14 protein-coding genes and 1 tRNA gene are annotated in these 14737 nt (G+C 61.7%); 11 read left to right on the forward strand and 4 right to left on the reverse strand.

Annotation, left to right across the window (positions count from 1 at the left end):
- From recJ to ACX82Z_RS08120, 4 genes are all read right to left on the reverse strand, one after another.
- Nucleotides 1-1779 (reverse strand): single-stranded-DNA-specific exonuclease RecJ, encoded by a 1779-nt coding sequence (gene recJ, locus ACX82Z_RS08105; RefSeq protein ID WP_459587903.1) that lies wholly within the window; start codon nt 1777-1779, stop codon nt 1-3.
- 19 nt (nt 1780-1798) lie between these two features.
- The gene (locus ACX82Z_RS08110) at nt 1799-3112 is read right to left on the reverse strand and encodes a homoserine dehydrogenase (protein ID WP_459587904.1); all 1314 of its coding nucleotides are present in this window, start codon (nt 3110-3112) and stop codon (nt 1799-1801) included.
- Nucleotides 3113-3143: 31 nt separating this feature from the next.
- Nucleotides 3144-4361: an LL-diaminopimelate aminotransferase gene (locus ACX82Z_RS08115; RefSeq protein WP_459587906.1), complete on the reverse strand. Its 1218-nt coding sequence runs from the start codon at nt 4359-4361 to the stop codon at nt 3144-3146.
- 78 nt (nt 4362-4439) lie between these two features.
- The gene (locus ACX82Z_RS08120) at nt 4440-4775 is read right to left on the reverse strand and encodes a hypothetical protein (RefSeq protein WP_459587909.1); all 336 of its coding nucleotides are present in this window, start codon (nt 4773-4775) and stop codon (nt 4440-4442) included.
- 100 nt (nt 4776-4875) lie between these two features.
- Between ACX82Z_RS08120 and ACX82Z_RS08125 the strand changes: the two genes are divergently transcribed.
- The 11 genes from ACX82Z_RS08125 to ACX82Z_RS08175 all read left to right on the forward strand — a co-directional run bounded on the left by ACX82Z_RS08125 (nt 4876) and on the right by ACX82Z_RS08175 (nt 14539).
- Nucleotides 4876-6699, forward strand: a complete 1824-nt coding sequence (locus tag ACX82Z_RS08125) for a PHA/PHB synthase family protein (protein WP_459587911.1) — start codon at nt 4876-4878, stop codon at nt 6697-6699.
- A 214-nt stretch (nt 6700-6913) separates the two neighbouring features.
- The gene (locus ACX82Z_RS08130) at nt 6914-8074 is read left to right on the forward strand and encodes a YcbK family protein (protein WP_459587913.1); all 1161 of its coding nucleotides are present in this window, start codon (nt 6914-6916) and stop codon (nt 8072-8074) included.
- Nucleotides 8075-8187: 113 nt separating this feature from the next.
- Nucleotides 8188-8262, forward strand: a tRNA-Glu gene (locus ACX82Z_RS08135).
- A 150-nt stretch (nt 8263-8412) separates the two neighbouring features.
- Entirely contained in the window at nt 8413-9237 is an 825-nt protein-coding gene (map, locus tag ACX82Z_RS08140) for a type I methionyl aminopeptidase (RefSeq protein ID WP_459911671.1), read from the forward strand.
- A gap of 7 nt (nt 9238-9244) precedes the next feature.
- The gene (locus ACX82Z_RS08145) at nt 9245-9976 is read left to right on the forward strand and encodes a JAB domain-containing protein (protein ID WP_459587914.1); all 732 of its coding nucleotides are present in this window, start codon (nt 9245-9247) and stop codon (nt 9974-9976) included.
- Between the two features lie 117 nt (nt 9977-10093).
- Nucleotides 10094-11347, forward strand: a complete 1254-nt coding sequence (locus ACX82Z_RS08150) for a tyrosine-type recombinase/integrase (protein ID WP_037519595.1) — start codon at nt 10094-10096, stop codon at nt 11345-11347.
- On the forward strand, nt 11344-11763 hold the full coding sequence (locus tag ACX82Z_RS08155; RefSeq protein ID WP_037519592.1) for a thermonuclease family protein: 420 nt from the start codon (nt 11344-11346) through the stop codon (nt 11761-11763). The genes ACX82Z_RS08150 and ACX82Z_RS08155 overlap by 4 nt, the downstream gene beginning before the upstream one ends.
- Nucleotides 11764-11803: 40 nt before the next feature.
- The gene (locus tag ACX82Z_RS08160) at nt 11804-12169 is read left to right on the forward strand and encodes a type II toxin-antitoxin system RelE/ParE family toxin (protein ID WP_037519589.1); all 366 of its coding nucleotides are present in this window, start codon (nt 11804-11806) and stop codon (nt 12167-12169) included.
- Between the two features lie 3 nt (nt 12170-12172).
- Entirely contained in the window at nt 12173-12547 is a 375-nt protein-coding gene (locus ACX82Z_RS08165) for an XRE family transcriptional regulator (RefSeq protein WP_080727226.1), read from the forward strand.
- 6 nt (nt 12548-12553) lie between these two features.
- A complete protein-coding gene (locus ACX82Z_RS08170) occupies nt 12554-13402 on the forward strand; it encodes a hypothetical protein (protein ID WP_037519587.1) in 849 nt (282 codons plus the stop codon).
- A gap of 81 nt (nt 13403-13483) precedes the next feature.
- Nucleotides 13484-14539, forward strand: a complete 1056-nt coding sequence (locus ACX82Z_RS08175) for a hypothetical protein (RefSeq protein WP_037519585.1) — start codon at nt 13484-13486, stop codon at nt 14537-14539.
- Nucleotides 14540-14737: the final 198 nt, after the last annotated feature.

Genomic DNA, 14737 nt, shown 5'->3' on the forward strand with positions numbered 1-14737 from the left:
CTAGGCCTTGGCGGCGTCGATGATGCGAAACTGCACCGAGCGCGAGCCGTTCCAGTAGTTCGAGCCTAGCGAGCCGGCGAGATGTATCGTCGAGCCCCGGCCGGTCGCGAGAAAATTGCCGAGATCGCTGTCCGCCACGCGAAAAGCCATCGCCTGAATGCGACCGCCCATTTCCGACGCAAGATCGACGCGCAGATGACCGGTGCCGACGGCGCGGGCGTCGAGTATGCGATGGCGCGGAAGGACGAGGACGGGCTGCGAATGCCCTGCCCCAAACGGTCCGGCGACCTCCAGCGCGTCGACAAGCTCGAAACGCGCGCCCTCGGCCGAAAGAGCCGCGTCGATCTTCAACGTTTCGTCCTCGCGCAGGCGCTTCACTTCGATTGCTGCCCGCTCTTCGAAGAAGGCACGCAATGCGCCCAGATTTTCGCGCTGAACGGTAATGCCTGCCGCCATCGCGTGGCCACCGCCCTTGACCAACAGGCCCGCCTCGACCGCATCGCGTACCAGACGGCCAAGGTCGAGGCCCGGCACGGAGCGGCCGGAGCCAGTCCCGACGCCATTGGCGTTGAAGGAAATCGCGAAGGCGGGGCGGCGCGCGTGGTCCTTCAGGCGCGAAGCAAGCAGGCCGACAATGCCCGGATGCCAATCGTCCGAAACGGCAACGAGCACGGCCGGGCCATCGCCGCGCACAAGTTCGGCGTCGGCCTGCGCCTTGGCATCGAGCAGCATCGCCGCTTCCATCGCCTGACGCTCCTGATTAAGCCTGTCGAGCGTTTCGGCGATCGTGCCGGCCTCGATCGGATCGGTGCAGGCGAGCAGCTTCGAGCCGAGCGCCGCGTCACCGATGCGCCCGCCCGCATTGATGCGCGGACCGATGACGAAGCCAAAATGAAAGACGTTGAGCGGTTCGCCGATGCGTGCAACCCGCGCCAGCGCGGCGATGCCCGGATTGCCGAGACGTCGGGCGGCGAGAAGGCCCTTAACGACAAAGGCGCGATTGATGCCGGTGAGCGGAACGACATCGCAGACGGTCGCCAGCGCGACCAAATCGAGCATGGCCAGAAGGTCCGGCAAATCGGAGCGGCCGCGCGCGCGCAACACGCTCGACACGCGAACCAGCGTCAGGAACACGACACCGGCCGCGCACAGATGTCCCTGCCCCGACAGATCGTCCTCCCGGTTCGGATTGACGACGGCGCGGGCCGCGGGAAGCGGCCCGCCGACCTGATGGTGGTCGAGCACTACGACATCGGCGCCAGTGTCGTTCGCCGCATCGATGGAAGGCGCGCTGTTGGTGCCGCAATCGACGGTGACGATCAGCCTTGCGCCACGCGATACGAGCTCACGCATCGCATCAGGATTCGGTCCATAACCCTCGAATATCCTGTCGGGAATATAGATTTCGGACTGGACACCGAAATGATCGAGATAGCGCTTCATCAGCGCCGACGAACACGCACCGTCGACATCGTAATCACCGAAGATCGCGACCGGCTTGCGGCGCTGGATCGCATCGGCGATGCGTTCGGCCGCCTGGTCCATGTCGGTCAGCGACGACGGATCGGGCATAAGATCGCGGATCGTCGGATCGAGAAAGCGCGGGGTCTCGTCGAGCCCGACGCCGCGCGCGGCAAGGACGCGCGAAACGATGTCCGTCACGCCATGCGTCTGCGCGATCGCAAGCGCGATGTTTTCCTGCCGCGGATCGAGGCGATGCACCCAGGCAAGACCGCGCGCCGAACGCCGCACATCGAGAAAGTGCCGACGTTCGGACATCAACTTGCCATGCGGGGCATCAACCGGCCCGTTCGATGCGGATCACCTGAGGGGTGTCGACGAGATGACCATCCTTGGTCACGCCATCGATGGCCTTGCGCACGGCGGCCTCGGTTGTCTCGTGGGTCACCAGGATGACGGTCTTCTGGTCGGGAATTGCGTTTCCGTTCGAATGCTGGACGATCGATTCGAGCGAAATGTCGTTATCCGCCATGCGGCGGGCGAGCGCGGCGAAAACGCCGGCACGGTCATGAACCGTCAGGCGGATGAAGTAGCCGCCTTCGTGGCTGCGCATCTTCGCCTTCTTGCAGGGCGCCAGTTCCTTTGCAGGGCGTCCGAAAACCGGGCCGTGCTGGAAGCCCGGGCGGCTCTTGGCGATGTCGGCGATGTCACCGATGACCGCCGAAGCGGTGGCGTTGCCGCCTGCCCCCGGCCCGGACAGGAGAAGTTCTCCAAGAATATCGGTCTCGATGGCGACGGCGTTCGTCACGCCATGGACCTGCGCGATAACGGAAGCGGTCGGCACCATCGTGGGATGGACGCGCTGCTCGATGCCCGTATCGGTCTTCTGCGCCACACCGAGCAGCTTGATCCGGTAGCCAAGCTCGGAAGCGGCGCGGATATCGGCCTGCGTGATATTGGATATGCCTTCCAGATAGATGTCGTCGGCCGCGATCTTCGTGCCGAAGGCAAGGCTGGTCAGGATCGACAGCTTGTGGGCGGTGTCGTTGCCCTCGATATCGAAAGTCGGGTCCGCTTCGGCGTAGCCGAGACGCTGGGCGTCCGCGAGACAGTCCTCGAAGGAGATGCCCTCGGCTTCCATGCGCGTGAGGATGTAGTTGCAGGTGCCGTTCAAAATGCCGAAGACGCGCAGGACGGTGTTGCCGGCCAGCGATTCACGCATGGTCTTGATGACGGGAATGCCGCCTGCGACCGCCGCCTCGTAATTTAAAAGGACGCCGCGCTTTTCCGCGATTTCGGCAAGCGAAACGCCATGTTTGGCGAGCAGCGCCTTGTTGGCGGTCACCACATGATGGCCCGCTTCAAGCGCGGCCTTAACCGCCTGCCGCGCCGGCCCTTCGTCGCCGCCGATGAGTTCGACGAAAACATCGATATCGGCCGATTTTGCAAGATCGACCGGATCATCGAACCACTGGAAGCCGTCGAGCGCGATCCCGCGATCGCGCTTTTTGTCACGCGCGGAGACGGCAGCGATTTCGATCGGGCGGCCGCATTGGCGGGTGAGTTCGGCCGCTCGTTCCGTGACAAGACGGACGACCGATGCGCCGACCGTACCCAGACCGGCAATACCCACGCGCAATGCTTCGCTCATACCCTCGAAAACCCCAATCCAGCTTTGAAAATTAGCGGCGCGCGCCGATCTGCACCACATTGTCGGGTGCAGGCGCAGCGGCGCTCAGGAACTTCTTGATCGAACGCGCAGCCTGCCGGATGCGATGTTCGTTCTCGACCAGCGCGAGGCGCACATAGTCGTCACCATGCTCGCCGAAACCTATTCCTGGCGCCACGGCGACATCGGCCTTTTCCACCAGAAGCTTGGAAAATTCCAACGAACCGAGATGACGGAAGGCAGGAGGAATGGGCGCCCATGCGAACATCGTCGCCGCCGGAGCCGGAATGTCCCAACCGGCGCGGGCAAAGGTGTCCACCATCACGTCGCGGCGACGGTGATAGATCGAGCGCACCTCGTCGATTTCCGCGCCGTCGGAGTTGAGGGCTGCAGTCGCAGCCACCTGAATGGGCGTGAAAGCGCCATAATCCAGATAGGATTTCACGCGCGTCAACGCCGCGATGAGGCGCTCGTTTCCAACCGCAAAGCCCATGCGCCACCCCGGCATGGAGAAGGTCTTGGACATCGACGTGAACTCCACCGCCACGTCGAGCGCGCCCGGCACCTCGAGCACCGAAGGAGGCGGATTGCCGTCGAAATAGATCTCCGAATAGGCAAGGTCGGAGAGGATGACGAGGTCGTTCTTTTTCGCAAAGGCCACGACTTCCTTATAGAAATCGAGCGTTGCGACATAGGCCGTCGGATTGGACGGGTAGTTCAGGATCAAGGCAATCGGCTTGGGCGTCGAATGCCGGATGGCGCGCTCCAGCGCGGGAATGAACTTGTCGTCCGGCTCGACCTGCATGGAGCGGATGACGCCGCCCGCCATCAGGAAGCCGAAGGCATGGATCGGATAGGTTGGGTTGGGGCACAGGATCACGTCGCCGGGCGCGGTGATCGCCTGCGCCATGTTGGCAAAGCCTTCCTTGGAGCCTAGCGTCGCCACGACCTGCGTATCCGGGTTCAGCTTCACACCGAAACGGCGGGCATAATAATTGGCCTGCGCGCGGCGCAGACCCGGAATGCCGCGCGAGGACGAATAGCGATGCGTACGCGGATCGCGCACCACGTCGACGAGTTTGTCGACGATCGCCTTCGGCGTCGGCAGATCGGGATTGCCCATGCCCAGATCGATGATGTCGGCCCCTTGCGCGCGCGCCGACGCCTTCAGGCGGTTGACCTGTTCGAACACATAAGGAGGAAGGCGGCGAACCTTGTGAAATTCTTCCATGGCAACGGTTCCGGAACGGGAGGGCGACGGCGCCGGCTATACACCTGTTTTCGGCGAGGGTCGAGACGAGCGAACGGGCTACTCGCTTTCAATGCGGCGAATTGCATCCTGCGCATGCGTACTGCCGATCCGTCGCAGATCGTCCGCCGATGATGAGCCTGGCGCGGGCGAGCCGCCCGTTTGCCGGCGTCCGCGCAGGTCCGCAGCAGTCTCGGCGCGCTCCTCCGGCGTCAGTTGCGCCGTGGCAGGCGTCATCGGCACGTTGAGGTTGGGATAGACGCCCGATCCGGTCGAAGCGGTCGAGGCCGCCGTCGCCGGCCCGCTCGTTGCTGTGCCGCAACCGCTCAACCCCACGGCCATGACGACAAGCGCCGACAGGGCGACCCCACGCACGGCAAACACTGTTCCGACCATCGTTCTTTCTTCCCGCAATTCGCGTGCACTTTATTGGACCGGTTCGGCCACGCCATGCTACTGTGTAAAGAAAATGCTTGTGGGAGGAAGCTTAAAAATCATGGCCGGCCGCAAGACATCGCAAACAAAGCCGGAACTCGGCGCGTCCGACATCGACGACTATCTCGTCAAGAACCCCGAAGAGTTCGCGGTCAACATTTCCCACATGATGGAGGAAGCGGGAAAAGTCGCCTCCGCCTGGACAAGCCCGCGCGAAAAAGGCGACGTGCGCGACACCGTCGCCGAGCCGATCGCCGACATGGTCAAGACCTTCTCCAAGCTGACCGAATACTGGCTCTCCGACCCGTCACGCGCACTGGAAGCGCAAACGCGCCTTTATTCGGGCTATATGGAAGCCTGGACGCGCTCGCTGACGAAAATGGCCAATCCCGACGCGCCGGAAGCGCCGCAACCGGCCGACAAGCGCTTCAACGACCCGGACTGGGGCCGCAACGCGTTCTTCGACTTCCTGCGCCAGACCTATTTCGTGACCTCGCGATGGGCGAGCGATCTGGTGGAGCATGCAGACGGCCTCGACGAGCACACCCGCCATAAGGCGCAATTTTATGTCAGGCAGATCAGCCAGGCGATCTCGCCTTCCAACTTCATCCTGACCAATCCGGAACTCTTCCGCGAGACCGTCGCCAGCAACGGCGCCAATCTGGTGCGCGGGCTGAAAATGCTTGCCGAGGATATCAACGAGGGCAAGGGCGACCTCAAGCTGCGCCAGTCGGACGCTTCCCGTTTCAAGATCGGCGAGAATATCGCAATGACCCCCGGCAAGGTGATCGCGCGCAGCGAGCTCGCCGAGATCGTCCAGTATGAGCCGGCCACGAAGGAGGTGCTGAAGCGCCCTCTCCTCATCTGCCCGCCCTGGATCAACAAGTTCTACATCCTCGACTTGAACCCGGAAAAATCCTTCATCCGCTGGGCAGTCGAGCAAGGTCACACGGTCTTCGTCGTTTCCTGGGTCAATCCCGACGAGCGACATGCGCGCATGGGATGGGAAGATTATATCGACCAAGGCATCCGCTTTGCACTCGACACGATCGAGAAAGCGACGGGCGAAAAAAAGGTGAATGCGATCGGCTACTGCGTCGGCGGCACGCTTCTGACCGCCGCCCTCGCCCTTTTTGCGGAAACCGGCGAAAAACGCATCGTGTCCGCGACCCTTTTTACCACGCAAGTCGACTTCACCTATGCCGGCGATCTCAAGGTGTTCGTCGATGAAGATCAGATAAATGCGCTCGAACAGGCCATGGAAACGCGCGGCTATCTCGACGGGACCAAGATGGCGACCGCCTTCAACATGCTGCGCGCGGGTGACCTTATCTGGCCATACGTCATTAACAACTACATGCGCGGCAAGGCCCCGATGCCGTTCGACCTGCTTTACTGGAATTCGGATTCGACCCGCATGAGCGCAGCTAACCACTCCTACTATCTGCGCAACTGCTATCTGGAGAACAATCTGGCTGCCGGAAAAATGGTTCTGGACGGCAAGAAGATCGCGCTGAAGGACATCAAGATCCCGATCTACAATCTGGCCGCGCGGGAGGACCATATTGCACCGGCAAAGTCCGTTTTCGTTGGAAGCGCGCTTTTCGGCGGCCCGGTCGATTACGTGATGGCTGGTTCGGGACACATCGCTGGCGTCGTCAATCCGCCCACGTCCGGCAAATATCAGTACTGGACGGGGAAAGCCCCGACAGGAAACTTCGAGGATTGGATTGAAGAGGCCGAGCAGGCGGCAGGATCGTGGTGGCCGCATTGGGACACCTGGATTCGTGCCCGCGACGACGCGATGACGAAGCCACGGAAGGTCGGCAAGTCAACGGACATTCTGGCGGAAGCTCCGGGCGAGTACGTCAAGGTTCGGGTATAGACAGATCGGGCGAACTACCCAATACTCCACGCTGATCGGTACGGGCCGCAGTCTGCGCAGGTGGAAACCGCGATTTGACAGTACGGCCGACCAAACCGGACCAGTGTTGTGTTTCGGGTCCATTTCCGCTAGGTCACCAGTCGTCAGGTTCTCGAACCTGCGTTCGTGGGATGTGAACGCCTCGCTCTTCGGAGCACATTCGAGGGGATAAGCCTTGTCTGCAAACGCCGCGCGCCCGAGCGCTTTCGGTCGTATCATGCTTGCAGCGCTGACAGCCACCTTGCTCGCATCCTGCTCTGCGACGTCGGACACGGACGGAGCGCTGTTCGGCTTTTCACCCGAATATGGCGCGGCCGGCGTTCCAGGCCAGGCACCACAGCAGACAACCGAGACCGCTCAAGCGCCTGCCGCTGACGGCACAGATACGGCCACGCCGCAGCAAGCCGAGATGGCTGCATCCGCCGGCGAAGCGGAAAACGCGTCCCCAACAGCTGAAACGGCGGCCTTGAACGACGCCGCTCCTTCGGCAGAGAATACGTCCGTCGATACTGCGGACGCCCCGCCTTCGGAGCCAGTGCAGGGGGAAGCGGCGGCTTCAGGCGGCGAAGCTCAAACAGTAGCGGAAGAGCCGAAAGCCGAACCTGCCAAACGCGGCTTCCTGTCCGCATTCTTCTCACCTCAGCAGACTGCGCCGGCACCGGCAGCGCTGGCTCCCCAGCAAACTGCTGCCGCGCCCGCCGCCCTCGCCCCGCAGCAGAATACGGCAGCACCGGCTCCGGCCTCGCGCCCTATCGTCGATCTGGAAGATAACCAGCCTGCGCTCGCATCGGCAGCGACAGCCGCACGCCCGGCAATGGTCGACGCCGCTTCCTTCGGCAACGACGCGCTCCCCGGCGTTCGCGACAATGCTGGGCTTTTCGAGATCAGCCGGCGCAACGGCATCGACGACGACAGCGACATCGACATGCTCGAAGGCGGCGGGCTTTATCAGGTCGCGTATGCGCCGGGCCTTGCGCGCCTCGCACCCAACGGCCTCCTGAGGCAACGCGAAGACGTCGAAGTTGGCTGCTTCCGTCCCGAACTCGTCGCGATTCTCAGGGCCGTCGAAAGCCGATTCGGCAAGAAGGTCATCGTCACGTCCGGCTATCGCAGCCCCGAGCATAACCGGCGCGTTCGCGGCGCACGCGCTTCGCAGCACATGGCGTGCGCGGCGGCTGACATCCATGTGCCGGGCGTCCATAAGTTGAAAGTGGCCGAATTCGTGCGCGCCATGCCGCGCCGTGGCGGCGTCGGCACCTATTGCCACACCGAAGCGATTCACGTGGATACCGGACCGGAGCGCGACTGGAACTGGCGCTGCCGCCGCAAGGGCTGAACGTCTCCATTTGCGACGTTGCGTAACGCAATCACGCGCAGAAAAAATTCGAAATTACCGGTTCGCGCCTTGTGTCCATCCGGGAAGCTTACTATAAACCGCCTCGTTGGAACGCGCCCATCGTCTAGCGGTTAGGACAGCGCCCTTTCACGGCGCAGACAGGGGTTCGATTCCCCTTGGGCGTACCAACAAACCTCCATTCAATTTTGGTCTGATTGCAACGTAAGTGCGCATTCGCGCTAGATCGCCTCTGAACTATCAGGGGTTGAATGCAGACGCGCATGATGCCAAATCTTGTCGCGGATAACTTTCATACTGATCGGCAGGAATATCGCACGATGGTCACCTATCTCGAGGCGGACGCCGCGCCCTTGCGCAATACCGGACAGATCCGGCTCTATAACGAAGACGCATTCGAAGGCATGCGTAAAGCCTGCCAGTTGACCGCGCGCTGTCTCGACGAGCTCGCCGGTATGGTGAAGCCCGGAACGACGACGGAATCGATCGATCGGTTCGTGTTCGAGTTCGGCATGGATCACGGCGCGCTACCGGCGACGCTCAACTATCGCGGCTATACCAAATCCTCCTGCACCTCGATCAACCATGTTGTCTGCCACGGCATCCCCGACGCCAAGCCGCTGCGCGAGGGCGACATCGTGAATATCGACGTCACCTACATTCTGGACGGCTGGCATGGCGATTCGAGCCGGATGTACCCGGTCGGCCAGATCAAGCGCGCGGCGGAGCGTCTTCTCGAAGTCACGCATGAATGTCTGATGCGCGGTATCGCGGCCGCAAAGCCCGGCGCACGCACAGGCGCCATCGGCGCGGCGATCCAGTCATTCGCCGAAGGTGAGCGTTGTTCGGTCGTGCGCGATTTTTGCGGCCATGGCGTCGGCCGGCTTTTCCACGACGCACCCAACATCCTGCATTACGGCTCGCCGAACGAGGGCGTCGAAATGCGCGAAGGCATGATCTTCACGATCGAGCCGATGATCAATCTGGGACGCCCGCATGTGAAAGTGCTTTCGGACGGCTGGACAGCCGTCACACGCGACCGTTCGCTTTCGGCGCAGTACGAGCACACCATCGGCGTAACCAAGGATGGCTGCGAAGTGTTCACCCTTTCGCCGGGCGGCCTCGACCGCCCCGGACTGGGCTGACATCGCAATGACGGGAGCGGATGGGGAAGACGAGCGCGGCTTTTTCGCCGAACGACCGTTTCCACCGGACGCGCTTGCGTTTGCTACCGAAAATCCGCCGGTCGCAAAGCCCAAGGCCAGGACCAAGCCTGAAAAGCCGCATTATCACGGACATCGCGACCGCCTGCGTGCCCGCTTCGCCGACGCTGGGGCGACCGCGCTTGCCGATTACGAGCTTCTGGAACTGATCCTGTTCCGCTCCATCCCACGCGCTGACACCAAGGGCACCGCGAAGGCGCTTCTGGCGCGTTTCGGCTCATTCGCCGAGGTTTTGGGGGCCGACGTGGCGCTGCTCGCCGAAGTGAAAGGCGTCGGCCTGTCCACCGCGCTCGACCTGAAGATCGTCGCAGCGGCCGGCAGCCTGCTCGCGCGCGGCGAAGTCGGCACCCGCGAAGTGCTTGGCTCGTGGCGGCAGGTGATCGACTATTGCCGCGCGGCAATGGCGTTCGAGACCAAGGAACAGTTTCGCATTCTCTTTCTGGACAAGAAAAACGCGCTGATCGCCGACGAGGTGCAGCAGCGCGGAACGGTGGATCACACCCCCGTCTACCCGCGCGAGGTAATCAAGCGCGCGCTGGAGCTCTCGGCAACGGCGATCATCCTTGTGCACAACCATCCCACTCGGTCAATAAGATCACGCTGGAGCACGCACAAGCACGCTGAAACACTAGCAAACTCGGGCATTTTTGGCATTGCGTAGTGGGGACGGTTTTGGCAAACTGGGGGCGGTTTAAGGGGTAGAAAACGGCTCTCCGCTCCCAGCAAGCGACCCCTGTTTCTCCTGAACCGATCCCAGTTGCGGAACAGGAGAATCGCGATGCCCAGCCTGACCGACACCGCCATCCGGCATGCGCTCAAGCGCGTCGAGGTGAGCCAGAAGCAAGAAAATCTCGCCGACGGCGATGGACGCGGCACCGGCCGTCTCGTCCTTGTCCTCAAGCCAATGCCCAAGCGCGTGACCGCCGATTGGATGGCCCAGCAGTGGCGTGATGGCAAGCGCACCAAGAAGAAGATCGGTGCGTATCCCTCGATGTCCCTCGTTGACGCGCGCGCGGTCTTCAAGCGCGACTTCGCGGATGTGATCCAGAAGGGCCGAAGCATCAAGATCGCAACGGATACGCGTCCTGGCACGGTCGCGGACCTATTCGAGGGCTATGTCGCGTCGCTCAAGGCCGCCGGCAAGCCATCGTGGAAGGAGACGGAAAAAGGCCTGAACAAGATTGCCGATACGCTCGGACGAAACCGCCTCGCCCGCGAGATCGAGGCCGAGGAGATCATCGAGCTAATCCGTCCGATCTATGATCGTGGCGCGAAGTCGATGGCCGATCATGTGCGGTCGTATCTCCACGCGGCCTTTGGCTGGGGTATGAAATCCGACAACGACTATCGACAGCAATCGGCTCGCCGCTTCCGCATCCCTTTTAATCCGGCCACCGGCATCCCGACGGAGCCCAAGGTCCAGGGCACGCGCTGGCTGGATGAGGACGAGTTCCTGCAGCTCTATCGTTGGCTCGAATGCCCCGATGTGCCAGTCACTCCCTCCTACCTCCGCGCCGTGCAGCTTCTCATGCTGACCGGACAGCGCGTTGAGGAGATCGCTCGCTTCCATGTCGACCAGTGGGACGCCAAAGAGCGGATCATCGACTGGTCGAAGACCAAAAACCTCCAGCCGCACGCTGTCCCGGTCCCGTCGCTCGCGGCCGAACTGATCGAGTCCATCAAGCCCAACGAATATGGATGGTTCTTCCCCTCCGCCACGGACCAGTCAAAGCCGGTCAGCCATGGCACTCTATACTCGTTCATGTGGCGTCAGCGCGATCGCGGCGTGATCCCCTACGTCACGAACCGCGATCTCCGGCGCACTTTCAAGACGCTCGCCGGAAAAGCTGGTGTGCCGAAGGAAATCCGCGATCGGCTTCAGAACCACGCCCTTCAGGACGTCAGTTCGAAGCACTACGATCGCTGGAACTACATGGTCGAAAAGCGCGCCGGCATGGCCAAGTGGGATAAGTTCGTCCGGGCGCTGCTAGCGAAGAAGAAGGGCGGCAGCGCCTTGAAGAAGGCCGCGTGAGCGGTCGCTTCATCGCTGTCACCGGCGCATTCGTCACGGCCTGCTTTGCGGTCCCGGCCCATGCAGATCCATGCGAGGCGCCTGTCCCCTCGCAGGTTGGAGTCGAGTTCTCCGGCTTGGTCCGTTATGTCGGCGACGGCGACGGTCTTTGCGTCGGGCGTACATCGGACCCCAACGAGTGGATCGAGGTGCGCCTTGCCGACTTCGATGCCCCGGAGCTGCACACGCCAGGCGGTCCCGCGGCGAAAGCGGCGCTCGAACGCGTCGCCCTTCGGCGCGAGATCACCTGCACGGCCGAACGTGGGCGCGGCGGCCGCGTCCGCTCCTTTGACCGCGTCATTGCGCGATGTTGGATCGGTGGAAAGAGCCTTGGCGATCTGCTTCGCCAGGCTGGCGTGGCCGAGGGTGGCAACTAATGCCCCGCTCGCCATTGACTCAACATAGCTTGGAAGCTATATGACCTGGGATGTTAGATTGCATGACGCCTTCGAGGCGGAGTTCCTGGCTTTTGAGCGCGAGGTTCAGACCCAATTGCTGGCAGTTGCGAAACTGCTCGGCGAATTCGGTCCGCAGCTCGGTCGGCCATACGCCGACACGCTCAACGGCTCGAAGCACGCCAATATGAAGGAGATGCGTTTCTCTGCCGCCGACGGCGAATGGCGTGCTGCCTTCGCCTTCGATCCCGAACGGAAGGCCATCCTTCTCGTTGCAGGCGACAAATCCGGCGGCAGCCAGAAGCGCTTCTACAAGCAGCTTATCGCAAAGGCGGACAGTCGGTTTTCCGCACATCTGGAAAGCCTGAAATCCGCAAAGAAGGATTGATCGATGGGCCGGAGCCTTAACGACGTCATTGCTTCTCTGCCCCGCGATCAGCAGGAGCAGATCGAAGCCCGTTATGAGGAACTGAAGCAGGAGGTTGAGGGCCTGCGCGAGATGCGTCAGATCGCCGGGAAGGCGCAGGAGGACATCGCTGCGGCGCTGAAGATAAAGCAACCGTCGGTCTCGAAGATCGAAAAGCAGGCTGACATGTACCTATCGACACTGCGCAGCTACGTTGAGGCGATCGGCGGAAAACTTGAGCTGACGGTGAATCTGCCGGGGCGGCCGGCCATCCGGCTCCAGCGTCTCAGCGATGGAACCGTCTCCCACGACAGACCTATGCGCACCGTAGCACGCCGAAAGTCGGCGGCAGCGCGGTGACACCCGATGCTCCAGTTCGATGGCAGATGGCGTTTTGACAGTCCCGGCCCGATAGAAGCCGCCGTCCAAGAGGGCTTTCGCGATCTCATCAACCGCGTTTGCGGGCAAGGCCAGCGGAAGGCTATTTTGGAGCATTTCAAGGCTCGCTTCTGCGCCGCAGCCAACACAGAGTATTGGCCGAGCACCAACGAACGGTTCGCATCCGAAGATCTCGACCGAGATATGGCGCGTGCGGAGACGAACGCCCCCATATTCATCGAGGCATTCTGGGATGCATGCCAGGAACTTCGCGCCCGCAATCCTACCATGGTCGTGCCGGATGCCGGGCGGATAAACCGCATCCTCGCGGACGCAGACGCTGGCTATCAGCTCGACCCTCCCATGCTGGTCGCAACGCGGGTCCACATTCCGATCAACGTACCCGACGCTCCCCCATCTCTCGATGTGCAGGCGCAAGCGATCATCAACGAATCTCTTGATGCCTCCCAGCACTCGTTGAGCGAAGGCAACGGCCGTCAGGCCGTCCAAGAGGTCCTTTGGCTGCTGGAGACGATCTCGACGGCGTTTCGTGGTCCTGAGATCTTAGACGGCAGCATCCAGGGTCGGTACTTCAACGAAATCATCGGCGAACTACGCCAGCGCGGCCGCGGGCATCAAGAGCAAATCCTGCAATGGATGATGACGTTGCATGGCTATCTTTCCTCGCCGACGGGTGGTGGCGTCCGTCACGGGGTCGATCTCAGGGAGGGCCTTGCGCTCCAGATCGATGAGGCACGCCTCTACTGCAACCTCATACGAAGCTATCTGACTTTCCTCATCGCAGAGCATGAGCGCCTGGCTAGGCGGGTCGCGTGACGCTTCGAATAATCAAAACGTGGGGGCTCGGCGCACTTTGAAAGCGATGCTGTCTCGCAAGTACCTCTCGCCGGAGGTCTGATGCGCTTCATCCTACCTCTTGCTGAGCAACTCGACAGAGCGGCCGCGGAACTATCGGCGGCACGTCCGCTCAGCAGCCGGATGGCGCTGATCTTAATCGACAATGCTTTCGAGCTGATGTGCCATCAAAGATGCTTAGAACTGATCGAAGAAGATAGCAGATTAGCAAGCCCAAAATTGACCCTGAAAGATAAGCTCGCTGGACGTGGGCAAAATTTTGATGCGAAGACGTCCCTGTTAAAGCGGGCAGGCTATTTCGCGGACGTTGACGTCAGATCTGTTCAGATCCTTCACGGCTATCGCAATCAGCTCTACCATGTTGGTCTGCGCGACGACCCTGTCATCGGCCCCCTCGCCCGCCTATACCTCAAACTCGTACTGAGCTACGCGCCGCAATTGCTGAGGCCGGTGCGTTTCCTGCGTTGGGAGGAGTCACTCTCCCGGGGTGAGATCATCGAACATTTTCCCGAGCTTGCGGAGACGCGGCGGTATGCTTGCAAGGTCGACGTATCGGCGTTCTGCATGCGCGTCGCCGCGCGCGTCGATCCCGACCCTCTTCTGCTCGGCAATGCATTGGCGGAGCACTTAATCGGCCTCGCAGGGAAATCGGAAACCGATTTCGGAATAATCGCTAAGGGTCGCAGCGGTAAGGATGACCCCACTCAGACCCTACGTCGTGTTCAACTCGAGGCCGACACGATCGCGGAGGTAGTGCGCCGTCATCGTGAGCGTGAGCGCCAGTTAAAAGCGACCCAGACTCCCTTTGAACCGTTCGATCCGGATCGGCTTTCCATCGCCCGCGGAAGCAGCGTTCTGATCGAGGCGAACCAAAGGCTTCTTCCTGAATGGAAGCCCCGTCATAAGAAGTTGCCGTTTGCCAGTTGGCGTCGGCAAGCAGCCAAGCTGCGGCTCGGCATGGACGATCTCGCTGTCCTGGATTGCTATGCTCGGCTCCATCAGGAAATCGACGACCTCGATGAGGTCATGGCCGAGCCCATACAAGATATGTACGGCTGGCATCAGTATCAGGAGGATCTGGCCATGGATCGCCGATGAGGCAAGGCCCTCCATTCGGAACGGCTGCTGTCGATGTGCTGTTTCAACCGCCCCGCCGGGATTTTGGGGCATCGATCTGCGAGTGAAAGCCGCCGCGCTCGCAGGCTTGCCGCGCGCTTGCCGGTTAGCTGCCGGTTTGTTGCCGACTACTCGCAGGTCGACTGTTATACTGTGCCTAAATCGACAATTACAAACCGA

This window comes from Aliihoeflea sp. PC F10.4 (assembly GCF_054612275.1).